This is a genomic window from Methylocella sp., assembly GCA_037200525.1.
GTDB lineage: Bacteria > Pseudomonadota > Alphaproteobacteria > Rhizobiales > Beijerinckiaceae > Methylocapsa.
This window is the reverse complement of record JBBCGG010000001.1, coordinates 2,955,000-2,969,338: the sequence shown is the minus strand read 5'-3', so window position 1 is coordinate 2,969,338 and position 14,339 is coordinate 2,955,000. Positions and strand designations below refer to the sequence as shown.

At 56.8% G+C, this 14,339-nt stretch carries 13 protein-coding genes and 1 tRNA gene; 3 read left to right on the top strand and 11 right to left on the bottom strand.

The window, feature by feature from the left end:
* Window positions 1-88: 88 nt before the first annotated feature.
* Together WDN46_14570 and WDN46_14565 are read right to left on the bottom strand one after the other, a co-directional pair.
* Window positions 89-1,465: a DUF6538 domain-containing protein gene (locus WDN46_14570; GenBank protein ID MEJ0094604.1), complete on the bottom strand. Its 1,377-nt coding sequence runs from the start codon at window positions 1,463-1,465 to the stop codon at window positions 89-91.
* Window positions 1,466-1,590: 125 nt separating this feature from the next.
* Window positions 1,591-1,675, bottom strand: a tRNA-Leu gene (locus WDN46_14565).
* A gap of 181 nt (window positions 1,676-1,856) precedes the next feature.
* Between WDN46_14565 and lipB the strand changes: the two genes are divergently transcribed.
* The gene (gene lipB / locus WDN46_14560; protein ID MEJ0094603.1) at window positions 1,857-2,573 is read left to right on the top strand and encodes a lipoyl(octanoyl) transferase LipB; all 717 of its coding nucleotides are present in this window, start codon (window positions 1,857-1,859) and stop codon (window positions 2,571-2,573) included.
* Between the two features lie 55 nt (window positions 2,574-2,628).
* On the opposite strand, the gene WDN46_14555 is transcribed toward lipB, so the two are convergent.
* Window positions 2,629-3,582: a GNAT family N-acetyltransferase gene (locus WDN46_14555; GenBank protein ID MEJ0094602.1), complete on the bottom strand. Its 954-nt coding sequence runs from the start codon at window positions 3,580-3,582 to the stop codon at window positions 2,629-2,631.
* Between the two features lie 931 nt (window positions 3,583-4,513).
* Between WDN46_14555 and WDN46_14550 the strand changes: the two genes are divergently transcribed.
* Window positions 4,514-5,056 carry a GcrA family cell cycle regulator gene (locus tag WDN46_14550; GenBank protein MEJ0094601.1) on the top strand — a complete coding sequence of 181 codons (543 nt, stop codon included), beginning with the start codon at window positions 4,514-4,516 and terminating at the stop codon, window positions 5,054-5,056.
* Window positions 5,057-5,410: 354 nt separating this feature from the next.
* Here the strand turns inward: WDN46_14550 and phoB are convergent, their stop codons facing one another.
* The 8 genes from phoB to WDN46_14510 all read right to left on the bottom strand — a co-directional run bounded on the left by phoB (window position 5,411) and on the right by WDN46_14510 (window position 13,442).
* The gene (gene phoB / locus WDN46_14545; protein MEJ0094600.1) at window positions 5,411-6,193 is read right to left on the bottom strand and encodes a phosphate regulon transcriptional regulator PhoB; all 783 of its coding nucleotides are present in this window, start codon (window positions 6,191-6,193) and stop codon (window positions 5,411-5,413) included.
* 4 nt (window positions 6,194-6,197) lie between these two features.
* Window positions 6,198-6,911 (bottom strand): phosphate signaling complex protein PhoU, encoded by a 714-nt coding sequence (gene phoU / locus WDN46_14540; GenBank protein MEJ0094599.1) that lies wholly within the window; start codon window positions 6,909-6,911, stop codon window positions 6,198-6,200.
* Between the two features lie 29 nt (window positions 6,912-6,940).
* Entirely contained in the window at window positions 6,941-7,723 is a 783-nt protein-coding gene (gene pstB, locus WDN46_14535) for a phosphate ABC transporter ATP-binding protein PstB (protein ID MEJ0094598.1), read from the bottom strand.
* Window positions 7,720-8,559: a phosphate ABC transporter permease PstA gene (pstA, locus tag WDN46_14530; protein ID MEJ0094597.1), complete on the bottom strand. Its 840-nt coding sequence runs from the start codon at window positions 8,557-8,559 to the stop codon at window positions 7,720-7,722. The genes pstB and pstA overlap by 4 nt, the downstream gene beginning before the upstream one ends.
* Window positions 8,560-8,562: 3 nt before the next feature.
* The gene (gene pstC, locus WDN46_14525; protein ID MEJ0094596.1) at window positions 8,563-9,552 is read right to left on the bottom strand and encodes a phosphate ABC transporter permease subunit PstC; all 990 of its coding nucleotides are present in this window, start codon (window positions 9,550-9,552) and stop codon (window positions 8,563-8,565) included.
* 87 nt (window positions 9,553-9,639) lie between these two features.
* The gene (pstS, locus tag WDN46_14520; protein ID MEJ0094595.1) at window positions 9,640-10,686 is read right to left on the bottom strand and encodes a phosphate ABC transporter substrate-binding protein PstS; all 1,047 of its coding nucleotides are present in this window, start codon (window positions 10,684-10,686) and stop codon (window positions 9,640-9,642) included.
* 197 nt (window positions 10,687-10,883) lie between these two features.
* Window positions 10,884-11,939, bottom strand: a complete 1,056-nt coding sequence (locus tag WDN46_14515) for an ATP-binding protein (GenBank protein MEJ0094594.1) — start codon at window positions 11,937-11,939, stop codon at window positions 10,884-10,886.
* 393 nt (window positions 11,940-12,332) lie between these two features.
* Window positions 12,333-13,442 (bottom strand): lysylphosphatidylglycerol synthase domain-containing protein, encoded by a 1,110-nt coding sequence (locus WDN46_14510; protein MEJ0094593.1) that lies wholly within the window; start codon window positions 13,440-13,442, stop codon window positions 12,333-12,335.
* 711 nt (window positions 13,443-14,153) lie between these two features.
* Between WDN46_14510 and WDN46_14505 the strand changes: the two genes are divergently transcribed.
* On the top strand, window positions 14,154-14,339 hold the full coding sequence (locus WDN46_14505; GenBank protein ID MEJ0094592.1) for a hypothetical protein: 186 nt from the start codon (window positions 14,154-14,156) through the stop codon (window positions 14,337-14,339).

Here is a 14,339-nt window from a genome sequence, read left to right as displayed (position 1 = left end):
TATGGAGTGTAATAGCATTACATGCTGTAGGTATTAATTGTACAAATACAGACAATTCTACCTTATATAAGAGCAGGCTATCTATAATTCATTCCAGAACTACCTTATCGAGCCACCCCTTAAGCACCTCAAGACTGTACCCTTGGCCGTAACCCTGCCCTACCGAGCGATGGCTGATCCAACCACCTATTGCATCCATAACGGCCTCAGGGCAGCCCACAGCCCTAAGTCTGTCTCGAAGGGCATGGCGCGCCGAATGCGTAGTCTTGTCGATGGCTAGGCCTCGGAGCCATTTGTTGATGGTGTTGCTGGCATGCGTCGCTCGTATGAGTCCGTCACTGGCGTACCTAGGGAAAAGCCAACCTGCCCCTACCCCCTGAGCAGCCTTTAGGGCCTCTTGGGCAGCCCAGAGGGACACACCGACAAGAGGGACACGCCGAACGCTCCCTGGAGTCTTGAGGCTCCTCCCAAGCTTCCGATGCTCCTTGATCCAAAGGTGTGGCACTGAGTCGCTAAGGAACACATCCGAAACCCTGAGACCCACGACCTCCCCTAGCCTCGCGCCGGTTTCAATCTGCATTGCGATAAGCCATCGAATATTGTCTGAGCGCTGGCAGCAAGCCGCTGCTATGGTCTGAAGCTCTTCATTGGTAAACGGCAGGCGCTTTCGAGAATCTTCGCCTTCGCGGGCTATGTCGAGTTTCGCGAAGTGATTCGGAAGGTGAACAGGGGATAGCTCCCGAATCCCTACCGCAAACACAGCGGCTATGGTGTCCAGCCGTCTCCGCACGGTAGCGGTGCGCCTTCCCTGGGCTATTACGTCCTGGACAGTCCGAGCATTCGCCCTTGTGAAGGCCTCAAGGGGTAAGTCGCCAGCTGCATCAAAAACTAGCTGGATGGCTCGCTGGGTGAACACGCGAAACGCTGGGTCATTACCTCTGTTGTGCCGATTAAGATAAACCGCCAAGGCATCACTGAGGAGAACACGGGGCTTCTCTGGGCGTTCGTCGAGGAGACGATAGGCCTCATGCTCCACGGGACTCAGCAGGCTTCCTGGGTCCACGTAGCTGTGGGGATCATGGCGGGCCTCGGACCACTCCGAGCCTATGCGGCGCTCTATGTGCTCCTCTAGGACATCGCCAAGGTCGAAATCAGCACGCACCGAGCCATCGGGATTGCGACGGGTCCCAGGTTCGAGCCCTAAGGTTTCTAATAGTGCTTTAGCCGCATCCCGCGTCTCAGCCGTGGTTAGCTTGAGATCCTTGGCCTGAGGCGACCTGAGGTGTTGCCACAAGGCATCGTGAACGCGGGCCTGCCGCGAGGCCTCCTTAGCAGCCTCTGCGGGGTCATGCGTTTTGAGGCTCTTACGTATGAACGTGAGATTGCCGTAATGCCCCCTCAGGTCAGAAGGAACCCGGCGCTGGTAATAAAAGGAGCCGTCTGGCTTTCGAAGCAGATAGCGCACAGAGACCCTGAGGCAGCCATCGGAAAACAGTAGAAAGGCCACGATGTAACCCACAATGTAACACTACATGGGGCGCTGCGAAGCCTCTAAGGCATTGAAACAACTTGAAGAAACACCAAAAACATTGGTGCGGCCAAGAGGACTCGAACCTCCACCGGTCTCCCGACTAGCACCTCAAGCTAGCGCGTCTACCAATTCCGCCATGGCCGCAAATGACCGCGCTTATGAGCCTAGACTCCGCGCGGCCAGATGCGTCGTCTAACAAATCGGCGGCGACGTGGCAAGGCCGCTTCGGCGGTGCGAGCGCTAAGATTGCGCGGGCGCGGCTCGATCTATGTTCAGCGCTCATCCTGTTGTGGAAACGCGGCGTCTTCTCTCATATGAAACAACCATGATTACGCGAGAGAGCCTGAAAACCGCCTTATGGCGCGCCGATGATTCGCCCGTCGAATGGCGTATTTCCGATGGGCTGACGCCTTACGCCGAAGCGCTCGCCTTCATGGAGGCGAAAGCCGAGGCCATCGCCGCCGGGACCACGAAAGAACAGGTCTGGCTGCTCGAGCATCCGCCGATCTACACGGCCGGAACCTCAGCGAAGGACGGCGATCTCGTCGAGGCGCGATTTCCAGTGCACCGGACCGGACGCGGCGGCCAATTCACCTATCATGGGCCGGGCCAGCGCGTCGCTTATGTGATGCTGGATCTGAAACGCCGCAGACCCGACGTTCGCGCCTTTGTCGCCGCTTTGGAGGCCTGGATCATTGCGACCCTCGAGGCCTTTAACATAAGGGGGGAACGCCGCGAGGATCGGGTCGGAGTCTGGGTGGCGCGGCCGGACAAGCCGCGCGGGATATCCGGGGAAGTCGCCGAAGACAAGATCGCGGCAATCGGGATAAGGATCCGGCGTTGGGCATCTTTTCATGGCGTCTCGATCAACGTCGAGCCGGATCTTTCGCATTTTTCCGGCATCGTTCCCTGCGGCGTCGCGAATGCGCATTATGGCGTGACCAGTCTCATCGATCTCGGCCGCCCGATCAGCATGAGCGAAGTCGATGCGAGCTTGGCGCGCGAGTTCGCAACGGTCTTCGGGCCTATTCTACGGGTTTGAAAGCAAGATTTGGCTCGCGCTCAGCAGGAATGCCGATGGGAGCGACGCACAGCGCCTAACAAAAGAAACGATTGGGTCGAAGACATTCCTTAAGCCCGAACGTCATGCTTCCAATCAGAGTAGTCTTAGTAACTATGTACCGTGGTTTGATGTGTGCGCCAAACCCGTCAAAGAAAGCTACCCCCTCTTTGGAACTGAGACCATCAAAATCGAACGTCCGATTAGCTTCTGCGGCATCTTTAATAGCTTCCCAAATCAGGAAGCTGATAGCCCCAGACCTATCTTCAAGTGATCTAGTTGACATAAAATAATAAGCATAACGATTATCGTGCGGAACAAATATAGCAGCCACCAAGTTCTTTGAATCTTTGGCTCTCGCTGCATAAATTTTACCGCGCTTTCTTTCGATAGTCTCCTGAATGATTATCGCAGTGTTATGATCGCGGTAAACATTTTTTAGACCGCGATCTTCAATATTTTGATCGTAAAATAAAAAGAACTCGTCAGGCGTTATAGAAGACAAATCATAACGTTTCTCTGCACGACGAATCTCACTTCGTTTAGAAACACTGAAGGTTTCCCAAATTTGTTCCACCTTCTTGGGTTCGATCTCATGAGTAAATTGAACTCGAGTCATGAACCCTTTTTGTTGAAAAGGTATAACATCATCGCTATCCAAACACTTGTAGCGATAAACTTCGTATGGCGGCAATTTGTCAATCAATTCCCGCATTGCCTTATAGGTATTCTGACGTCGGGTTTCGAGACTACCTTCGCCAGAATTAATTGCGGGGCCTAGAGTGTGAACAAGTCCTGGATTTATACTGATTGAAAATCCAAATTTCTTTTGTGGAAAATAAGGTAGGCGTCCCACTACCTCACCCTTGCTTTCAACCTCTACAAATTTATACGAATCGTCCGACGCTATCTTTAACCACCAGGGCTCATGAAAAATTGTTGGCGCCAATGGATCGACGCCAAACTGCTGCACTGTATAAACGTGCTTCATGGCTGTTGAATCCAGAAAATCAATTCGTCGTCAAAAATATCATGAAGTCTTTCTAGTATTAAATCGGTCCAAACACAACGCGAGGCAGGATGAGCTCACGCAAATTTTAACCGCGGCGCAAGGCTTTGAGCCATTGCGCTCCGAAAAAAAGCAAACGCGATCTGCCATAAACGATCGCAGTTTGCAAAGGCCCGGCAATTTAATCGGCTGAACAGCCGTGCGGGGTCTGCCGTCGGGCGTGGAATGCCGTTGAGCGCACCAGTCCGGCGCAAGCCTACTTTGCAAATCTCGCTGCGAGGCCATCCGGCCTGAATTAAACAAGAAGGAGCAAGAATTAAATATATTGCGTAGGGACAAGGCGGCCTCGGCGATCTTCTTCGGGCAAAGTCGCAGCCAGCTTTCAATCCCTCATGCTTTGAAAGGGCGGTTTGGCTCGGTCATTTCCGAAGACGAACCTCGATGCTCAACAAAGGGGCGAGCGCGCTTTCCCGACTCCCGCTTTTGTCGAGAGCAGTTTTTATGGCGTTCAAAGTCGGGCAAGCCCAACCTCGAATGACTCAAAGCCCGAGGCATGATGAAGGGTTATGCCGCCATCCCTCAAGACGCTGGCTTTGCCCAACATGAGGGCGCAATCTCCAAAAGCTCCGAGCAGCCGTGCAAGCTTCTGTTGAAAACATTCTTCAGCACCTCAGGGAGCTTGCATGCGATTCAACGGCTAGTGTAGCGTGCTGCCTATGGACCACGACATATCGTAGAAACTTAAATCGGTTCGAGGTCCGTGAAAAGATACGCAGCCCTTTTGGCGGCGAATCAGTGTGTTTGGTCGCGTTTATTCGGATGGCGTCGGGGAGAGCTCCCTCCCGTGATTATGGCTTTTGACCCAAATTCGCACGACCCGGATTGCAAATTGACCAATTTCTAGGAGACCCCAATGTCCTGGACCGATGAACGCATCGATCTGCTGCAAAAGCTCTGGCTTCAAGGATTGAGCGCCAGCCGGATCGCGAAGGAACTCTCAAACGGACTGACGCGCAACGCCGTCATCGGCAAGGTTTATCGGCTTGGTCTATCGGGCCGGACCAAAGTTGTGGCTGAGCCTGCGTCCGTTCCGCGACCGGCGCAAAAATCCGTGCTGCGCGCATCAAACCCGCGACCCAAAGGCCCAATGATCCAAGGCGCGAGCGCGTTCGTTCAGGGCAATACGGCGTTAGCCATGCAGCCCTTCGCAGTTGAAGCGCGAGCGCTAGCTCCAGCCGTCGATGTTGTGGTTCCGATCACCGAGCCAGTGACGATCGTCGAACTGCTCGACTCGATGTGCCGATGGCCGCTCGGAGATCCGACGCAGTCGGATTTTCGCTTTTGTGGCGCGAGAAAGATCGGGGGCGAAGGCCCCTATTGCAGATGCCACGCTGCGCTCGCTTATCAGCCGCATCAAGATCGTCGTCGCCAAATGCGCACGCAAAAATCGGCCTGACCGAGGCGACCCACAACCTGCGCATTCGATCGGCGCGGATCGAATAAGATAGAACTGGATTTAGGTTCGGCCCTGCAATGGACGTTGCGGGGCCATTGCTATTTTCCGTCCGTTTTTCTTGAAGCATGCGCCGCAGAAAACCGGCAAACAAAGCTCAAACCTTGAAGGCGCACCTTCAAATCCGCGGAGACGCCTTCGTTCTTCGCGTCGGCGTTTTCAAGCCGGCCTCCCGGCTTTGAGCTGGGGCGAAATCAGCGCGAAGGCGAAGAAATGCCGTTGAGCCCTATTGGGGTTCCCAGTCGGAACTCGGGACAGCGCGTCGGCGCTGTCCGATCCCCGCCATTGGGCCCGGCCTCAGCCTGACAGAGGTTTGCCAAAGGTTTCGTCGAAGGAATAGCCGGCGCCCCTTACAGTCCGGATAGGATCTTTTTCGACGCCGCTCGACAACGCCTTGCGCAGCCGGCCGACATGAACATCGACAGTGCGCTCGTCGATCTCGGCGGAGAGACCCCACACGCTGTCGAGCAACTGCGCGCGAGAGAACACGCGGCCCGGTTTTTCCATCAAATGCTCGAGCAGGCGAAATTCCGTCGGCCCAAGATGCACATCGCGGCCTGCACGGTGAACACGCCAATTCTGGCGGTCAAGCTCGAGATCGCCTGCTGAAAGGACGCCCGCCACCCTGTCCGGTCGCGCCCGGCGCAGCAAAGCGCGAACGCGCGCCATAAGTTCGGGCACAGAAAACGGCTTGACTACGTAATCATCGGCACCGATCGAGAGGCCGCGAACGCGCTCGCTTTCTTCTCCGCGCGCGGTCAGCATGATCACCGGCAGGCTGCGGGTCACCTCTCGCGCCCGCATTCGCCGGCAGATCTCAAGTCCCGAGACGCCTGGCAGCATCCAGTCGAGAATGACGAGATCAGGGATCATCTCGCTCAGCCTGACTTCGGCTTCGTCACCGCGTTCGACCCGGTCCACGACAAAACCTTCGGCCTCAAGGTTATAGGCGAGCAATAGGCTCAACGCCGCCTCGTCCTCCACGACGAGAATGCGTGCAGCCGGAGCCGTCGCAGGAAGCCGCCCGGAATTCAGGCGGCCGTCATTGGGGATTTGCGTTTGGGTTTGGACTTCGCTCATGGCTTCACACGCCCGTCGTGGGTGGATCGGACATCAGGCCCCGGCCCTTCGGCCGGTCTGACGGCATGGACTCTCCGGTAACAAGGTAAATCACCGTCTCAGCAATGTTGGTGGAATGATCGCCGATTCGCTCGATGTTTTTGGAGCAGAACAGAAGATGCGCACAGAAGGAAATGTTGCGCGGGTCCTCCATCATAAAGGTCAGGAGATCGCGAAACACCGAGTCCTCGAGGGAGTCGAGTTCCGCGTCATAGATCCACACGCTCCGCGCGCGTTCAGCATCGCGCTGCGAATAGGCGTCGAGCACATCCTTCAGCAATATGGCGGCGGCCTCGTGCATCGACTTGAGGCCAACGATCGCGCGCGGGATGCGCACGTCCGCCGCGATCTTGATGGCGCGCTTCGCTATGTTCTTGGCGAGATCGCCGACGCGCTCGAGATCGTTTGAAATGCGGATCGTCGCTATAATTTCGCGCAGGTCGACGGCCATCGGCTGACGCCGCGCGATCGTCAGAATCGCCTGCTCCTCAATATCGCGCTGTAGCGCGTCAAGACGCGGATCGCTGTTGATCGTCGCCTGGGCAAGTTTGGTGTCGAATTCGATCAGCGAATCCATTGCGTCGGACAGCATTTTTTCAGCGATGCCGCCCATTTCGGCAATCTTCTGGCCAAGCGCCTCGAGTTCCTTATCGTAAGCTGCGACGATGTGTTCGGACATGAGTTGTTCCTGAAAGGCCGCGCCAACGCTCAGCCGAATCGGCCGGTAATATAATTCTGCGTCTGTTTACAATCTGGTGAAGTAAAAATTTGCGATGTGACGCCAAATTCAATAAGTTCGCCGAGATACATGAACGCAGTGTAATCGGAACAGCGCGCGGCTTGCTGCATATTATGAGTAACGATGGCGATCGTATATTTTTCTTTCAATTCGTCGATCAATTCCTCGATCTTGGCCGTTGAAATAGGATCGAGCGCCGAACAAGGTTCGTCAAGTAAAATGACTTCCGGATAAAGGGCGATGGTGCGAGCGATGCAAAGCCGTTGCTGCTGACCGCCCGAAAGCGATAGGCCCGAAGCCTTCAGCTTGTCTTTGACCTCCGTCCACAACGCCGCATGTCTCAATGCGGCCTCGACGCGCTGGTCAAGTTCGGCCTTATCGACTTTCTCATAAAGTCTGAGGCCAAAAGCGACATTGTCGTAGATAGACATCGGAAACGGCGTCGGCTTTTGAAATACCATGCCGACGCGCGAGCGCAAAATATTGAGGTCCTGCTCTGGCCTCAAGATGTTCTCGCCATCCAGGAGCACTTCGCCCTCCGCCCTTTGCCTGGGGTAGAGATCGTACATACGGTTCATGACGCGAAGAAGCGTCGATTTTCCGCAGCCGGACGGCCCGATGAAGGACGTCACATTGTTTGAATGAAGCGGGAGCGTGACATTCTTCAAAGCCGGCGTGTCGCCATAGAAAAAATTGAGGCCGCGGACCGAGATCTTCGGCGCGAGGTTCGAGATTTTTTGCATTGCCGTCATTTCGCGGTCCTTGCTCCACCGAGCGCACGCGCAGTGATCGAGAGCACGAGCACCGCAATAGTGATGATGAGAGCGCCAGTCCAAGCAAGCTGCTGCCACTCCTTGTATGGACTCAGCGCGAACTGGAAGATGACGGCCGGCAAACTCGCCATGGGCGCATTCAAATCAGCGCTGAAGAACTGATTGTTCAGCGCCGTGAAAATCAACGGCGCGGTTTCGCCGCTGACGCGGGCGATGGCGAGGAGAACGCCGGTGATCAGCCCCGCTCGTGCGGCGCGATAGGCTACCTCGATTATAACGACGGAGCGCGGCAGGCCGAGCGCGCTCGCAGCCTCTCTCAATGGATTGGACACGAGACGCAGCATGTCCTCGGTCGTGCGCACGACGACGGGAACGACGATCACCGCCAGCGACATGGCTCCAGCGAAGGCGGAGAAGTGGCCCATTCGCGAAACAATGACCTCATAAATGAAAAGACCGATGACGATGGAAGGCGCGCTGAGCAGAATGTCATTGATGAAGCGCACGACGACGGTGAGCTTCGCGAAGCGACCGTATTCCGCCATATAGGTGCCGGCCAGTATGCCGAGCGGCGCGCCGACCGCGACGCCAAGCGTGGTCATGATGAGGCTGCCGACAATGGCGTTCAACAGGCCGCCCCCCGATCCGGGCGGGGGCGTCATCTGCGTGAAGACCGCCAGCGAAAGGCCGCTGAATCCCTCAACCAGAAGCGTGGAGAGAATGACCATCAGGCAGCCAATGCCAAACAGGGCCGACGCGAAACAGAGCGCCAGGTAAATGGCGCCGACGCGGCGGCGTCTCTCATAAAGCGTCATGGTTTAAGCCCCCGCCTGACGTTCGAGCCGCATCAACAGCAAACGCGCGGCGGCGAGAATGAAAAAAGTGATGAAGAAAAGGATCAGGCCAAGCTCGATCAAGGCCGAGGTGTAAAGATCGCCGACTGCTTCGGTGAATTCATTGGCGATCGTCGCCGAGATCGTCGTGCCGGGAGCGAGCAGCGAGCCCGCGATCCTGTGCGCGTTGCCGATGACGAATGTCACCGCCATGGTTTCGCCGAGGGCCCGGCCAAGAGCCAGCATCACGCCGCCGATGACGCCAGTGCGCGTATACGGAATGACGATGAAACGCACGACCTCCCAGGTGTTGCAGCCCTGCCCGTAGGCCGCTTCCTTCAGCACGGCGGGCACGGTTTCGAACACATCGCGAGAAATGGAGGCGACGAAAGGGATGACCATGATGCCGAGGATGAAGCCAGCGGTAAGAATGCCGATTCCATAGGGCGGCCCGGCGAAAAGCGTAGACAGAATCGGCACGTCGCCGAATGCCGCGATCAATGGGGGCTGAACATATTTTTGTACGGCAGGGGCAAAAAGGAAAAGGCCCCAGATGCCGTAAATAATCGAGGGAATGCCCGCGAGAAGCTCGACGCCGATGCCGATCGGACGGCGTAAAATGTAAGGGCAGAGCTCGGTCAGAAAAATCGCTATGCCAACGCCGACAGGGGCCGCGACGAGCAAGGCGATGAGAGCGGTGACAAGCGTGCCGTAGATCGCTGGAAGGGCTCCGAATTTTTCGGTGACCGGATTCCAGGTTTGCACCGTCAGAAAGTCGAACCCAAACGCTCTTATGGCCGGAAGCGAGCCAACGACCAATGAAGCGATGACCCCGCCGAGAATCAAAAGAACCGCGATCGCAGCGGACAGGGTCAGGAGACGGAATCCATCATCCTGGAGCTTGAGCCAGCTCAGAGTCTTGGCCAGCTTTTGCGCTCTATCTCGTCCGACATCGCCGATTGCAACGTCAACCACGGCGTCTCTCCTCGCGGCCTTCATTTTGCCTGCGCCGCCAGTACGGCGGCGCAGCTCCAGAGCCAATTGTTCCGCGCACAGCGATGCTTAATTCAGCAAAGCTTTGCCATCCGTGTCTTTGATGTCGGACGCCCAAGTCTTCTTGATCAGCGCAATCAAAGATGAAGGCAGCGGAATATAGTCGAGCTCCTCTGCGGACTTAGCTCCGTTGGCGAAGGCCCAATCGAAAAACTTCAGGGCTTCCTTCGCGGCGGCCACATCCTGCGGCGCCTTCGGCATCAAGATGAAGGTCGCGGCTGTGATCGGCCAAGAACCGGCTCCAGGCTGGTCGGTCAGAATCTGGTAGAAGCCGGGAGCGTGCTCCCAGTCGGCGTTGCCCGCCGCGGCCTGGAAGCTTGAGATCGACGGGGCCACCGTCTTGCCCGCCTGATTGATCATTTTGGCGTACGTCATCTTGTTCTGCATGGCATAGGCGTATTCGATGTAGCCAATCGAATTCTTGGTCTGCACGACGTTATTCGCGACGCCTTCATTACCCTTGGCGCCGATGCCAACCGGCCATTCGACCGCCGTGTTCACGCCGACGGAATTCTTCCAGTCAGGAGAAACCTTCGAAAGATAATTGGTGAAGTTGAAGGTTGTGCCGGACCCGTCCGAGCGATGCACGACGGCGATCGCGGCCGACGGCAATTTGACGCCGCTGTTCAGCTTTTGAATCGCGGGATCGTCCCAGGTTTTGATGGCGCCCGAGAAGATCTTGGCGAGGGTTGGCCCATCGAGCGTAAGTTCGCCAGCGTTGACGCCATCGAGATTAAGAACCGGCACGATGCCGCCAATCACCATCGGCCATTGCGCGAGGCCGCTGGCCGCGAGCTCATCGGCGGTGAGCGGCGCATCGGTCGCTCCGAAGGTAACCGTCTTGGCCTTGATCTGCTTGATCCCGCCGCCGGAACCGATCGACTGATAATTCAGGTCGTTGCCGCTCACGGCCTTATAAGCCTGCGCCCATTTGGCGTAGATCGGAAAGGGGAACGTCGCGCCGGCGCCGGTGATAGTGGCCGCATCGGCCGATGCGCAAACAGCGAGGCTCAAAGTCGCCGCTGCTAGCGCCGTTCGCAGGAACGAGAAATTCATGAAATTGCCTCTCATTGGCTGAAATAATGGAGATCCGCCGCGAGCTGGATCAACCAAATTGGAGATCCTGCGCCGCAAGGGTCCGTTAGAGGCGGAAGACAAACTATCATCTACGCCCTGATCTGATCCTAGTAAGGATCGACGAGGGCATTATGAATTTAAAATGACAGCTTGATGACAACGGTCGATTTATCGAATCATCTTACGTGCAAGGGCAAAGTCACGCTGAAGGTCGCGCCTTCGCCGACCGTCGATTCGATGCCGAGTCTGCCGCGATGGCGCGCGACGATATGTTTGACGATGGCGAGACCAAGGCCTGTGCCGCCTTTGGCCCGGCTTTGGCCGGCGTCAACCCGATAGAAACGCTCGGTCAGGCGTGGCAGATGCTCAGGCGCGATCCCCGGACCGTAGTCGCGCACGCTCAATACGCATTGACGCTCCCGCGCTTTGAGCGTGATGTCAACGTCGCGGCTAGAACTGGTTAAATCGCAGGCGCCGTACTTGATCGCGTTTTCGACGAGATTTTCGACAACTCGCAGCAATTCGTCGCGATCGCCGCTAACGACGACCGAAGTTGGAACATCAACCTTCAGGACAACATCGTTATCGCGCGCCATTGGCGTCAGCGTATCGGCTATGTGGCGAAGGATTGCGACCAAATCAACCGGGGATTGCGGACGCAGATGCAGGTTCTGTTCAATTCGCGACAGGGATAGAAGGTCATCGACGAGGCGGGTCATCCGCTGCGCCTGCTCCCGCATGATGGCGAGAAACTTCACGCGGGCCGGGGCGTCCTCCCGCGCCGGCCCCTGGAGCGTCTCCACGAAACCAAGCAGAGATGCGAGCGGCGTGCGCAATTCATGGCTTGCGTTGGCGACGAAATCGACCCGCATCCGTTCGACCCGGCGAGCCTCGCTGAGGTCTCGCAAGGTCAGAATCATAGCCGGTCCAATGTCCGATCCCTCCATTGCGGCGACGTTTAGTTCGAAGAATCGTTCGACCGGCACGCGCTCGAGCCAAGTCGCGCGTTCAGGATGGCCGGACGCGCGGGCGCGCATCACCGCATCGAGCACGTCCGGCGACCGCAGCCCGCGCGCCAAAGGATGATCTGGCTGCACCGCCGGGAACAGCGCTTGCGCCGGAAAATTGATCGCAAGAACCCGATCGTCCGCGCCGACGACAATGACCGCCTCAGGCAATGCGTCAATCAAGCGGCTAATGACAAGACGGTCGCGAGCCAGTTGGTTACTCATCAAGGACTGGGTTCTTACGCCTCCAGAAATCATTGTTCGGTTTTCCAAGGCAGCCACCCTATTTCAGAGCGCACAACAAAAAACATGCGTTGAACTAAAAGCATGAAGGTTTTTTGACAGCGTTTCCGTCTGTCGCTTTGGAGCGCAGGTTCGCGGCCTCCAGGACTTCTATACGGCTTTAGCTTCGCGCATCATCTCTTCAAAACGAATCGATCACGCTTTTTTATTGTAACACATGATCTTACGCGAAAAGTCCGCAACTTTTGGGATCATGCTTTTGCTATTTCAACGCATGATCTTTGTCCGAAAAGTCTGCAACTTTTCGGGATCATGCTCTTGCTATTTCAACGCATGATCTTATCCAAAAAAGTCTGCAACTTTTCGGAATCATGTCTAGCCGAGATCGTCCACTTGCGCCTCGGTGCGCCGCATCGCCTCGCGCAAGCTCCTCCAGCGGCGGAAACTCTCATGTGCGCCGAGAAGGGCGAGAGCAAGGACGAAAGGCGCAAGATAATAGATGGCGCGAAACAGCAGCAGCGAGGCCAGCAAAGGTTCCTGCGCAACCCCCGGCACCGCCTTCAGCATCGTCGCTTCGAAGACCCCGATGCCGCCGGGGGCGTTGCTGGCGACTCCAAGGATGCAGCCAAACACATAGGTGGCCGCGAAGGTGAAGAAATCGATGGTGCTATGCGTCGGCAGCAGGACGTAAAGAACGCCGGCAGCTGCGCATTGATCAATAATGCCAAGCAGGATCTGGCCGAGCGACAGACCAAGACCTGGAAGTTCGAGTCGAAAGCCTTGAAAGCGCACATTGCGGCGGCGGATCGTCACCCAGACAAGATAAGCGAGGATGCCGCCAAGCAAACCGACGCCGATCAGCAAATTGAGAGCGGGAGTGAAATGGTTGATCGCGCTGATCGCCTCGGATCTGAAGGCAAGGCCCGCGCCGATTACAAAGATCATGCCGAACCAGAACGTCACGCCGGCGACGAGGGTCAGGCTGGCGACTTTGCTCGCCGCGAGGCCGACCTGGGAATAAATCCAGTATCGAACGGTGCCCGCGGTGATCAAAGGGAAGCCGAGGGTGAAAGAAATGGCGTAGCTCGTAAACGAGGCGAGCGCCGTGGTTTTATAAGGGACGCGGACGCGGAGCTGGCGCAGAGCTAGAGCGTCATAGCCGGTCAAAGCGGTGAATGAGACCGCGGCCAGCAGCACCGCGGCGGCGATCTGGTCGCCTCCGGTCGCGGCAATCGCCTCGCTCAAATCGCCGAGATTAACGGCCGAGAGCGTGCGTCCGAGGATGTAAATCGAAAAAGCCGCAATGGCGAGGCTTAAGCCAGCGGCGAGCTTTTTTCCAATTGAATGGCGCCGCGCTATGGCGGCGGCTGCAATCTGTTCCTGCGCGTCATCCAGCGTCGCGCCTAGAGCGAGCGGCTTCGCCTCGTCCAAAAAACCGCTCGGGCCGCCGGCTCCGCCAGAACCCGGCCGTGGATGTTTATGCATAAATCCCTGATCCAAAACCCGGCCCTTGTTTTCATTTGCATAAGCTCGCTCAACCCGCAGCTCCTTCGGTGCATTGCGTCAAGACGTAATGCGGCTTATGCGGTGAGAAAGCGCCAGGAACAAGACCCAGCATGAAGACGTCATTTGCTCGTCGTCACAAAACAATTCTTGATACGAAACTCAACTGATTGTGATCTGCCCGACGCGGCGTTTCAGCTTGCTCTTTGATCGGCAATTTTCTCCCCAATGCGGATCATCTGCTGATATCAGGGACTAAATCATAACACCTCTTTAAACCTTACCTGAAAAGGTTAGAGTCTACTCGGACAAACCCGCGCCCGCGCCGAGCCCGTCAAGAAAATGCCCGGATGCCAACATGCTTGGACTGGACAGAGCGCACCAGCTCGCCGTCCGCGCTCAATCGTCAGGATGAAGGAAAACGAACCTCTGGCCGGCGGCTTGGCTGACTTGCTTCGCGGCCCTGAACAGGGAGCCCGGCGCAAGGACGCAACCGCACGCGCCGCAGACTGAGCGATTCCGCACAGGCAAAGCGGCGGCGGTCTGTTTTTATCGCCCTATGGCGAGCCGGCTTCTCCACAGCCTGCCGCAAACAAATCCAAAAGGGTTAGACGGCATTAACTTTCACGCCACATGATCCTTCAAACGAAACTCAAAATGCGCCATTCCGCCTCCAACTAGACGAGCCAGATCATGACACAGCAACCCGAACAACCAGCCGCCCGCCAGAATGTTCCGCGCGACCTTCTGTCCCGGCTCTATCGCGAGATTGGAATATCAGCCGTTGCGGCGGCCTTGGAATCGAACAAGACGCAGAAGGCCCCACAAATCCATGCCGGGCAAAACCCTGCCGTCATTCGCGAGGAAAAGGCCGCCTAG

Bases quoted from the DNA above. Each gene is read 5' to 3' on its own strand.
- lipB (MEJ0094603.1), top strand. From the start codon at position 1,857: ATGATTACGCGAGAGAGCCTGAAAACCGCCTTATGGCGCGCCGATGAT.
- WDN46_14555 (MEJ0094602.1), bottom strand. From the start codon at position 3,582: ATGAAGCACGTTTATACAGTGCAGCAGTTTGGCGTCGATCCATTGGCG.
- WDN46_14550 (MEJ0094601.1), top strand. From the start codon at position 4,514: ATGTCCTGGACCGATGAACGCATCGATCTGCTGCAAAAGCTCTGGCTT.
- phoB (MEJ0094600.1), bottom strand. From the start codon at position 6,193: ATGAGCGAAGTCCAAACCCAAACGCAAATCCCCAATGACGGCCGCCTG.
- phoU (MEJ0094599.1), bottom strand. From the start codon at position 6,911: ATGTCCGAACACATCGTCGCAGCTTACGATAAGGAACTCGAGGCGCTT.
- pstB (MEJ0094598.1), bottom strand. From the start codon at position 7,723: ATGACGGCAATGCAAAAAATCTCGAACCTCGCGCCGAAGATCTCGGTC.
- pstA (MEJ0094597.1), bottom strand. From the start codon at position 8,559: ATGACGCTTTATGAGAGACGCCGCCGCGTCGGCGCCATTTACCTGGCG.
- pstS (MEJ0094595.1), bottom strand. From the start codon at position 10,686: ATGAATTTCTCGTTCCTGCGAACGGCGCTAGCAGCGGCGACTTTGAGC.
- WDN46_14515 (MEJ0094594.1), bottom strand. From the start codon at position 11,939: ATGAGTAACCAACTGGCTCGCGACCGTCTTGTCATTAGCCGCTTGATT.
- WDN46_14510 (MEJ0094593.1), bottom strand. From the start codon at position 13,442: ATGCATAAACATCCACGGCCGGGTTCTGGCGGAGCCGGCGGCCCGAGC.
- WDN46_14505 (MEJ0094592.1), top strand. From the start codon at position 14,154: ATGACACAGCAACCCGAACAACCAGCCGCCCGCCAGAATGTTCCGCGC.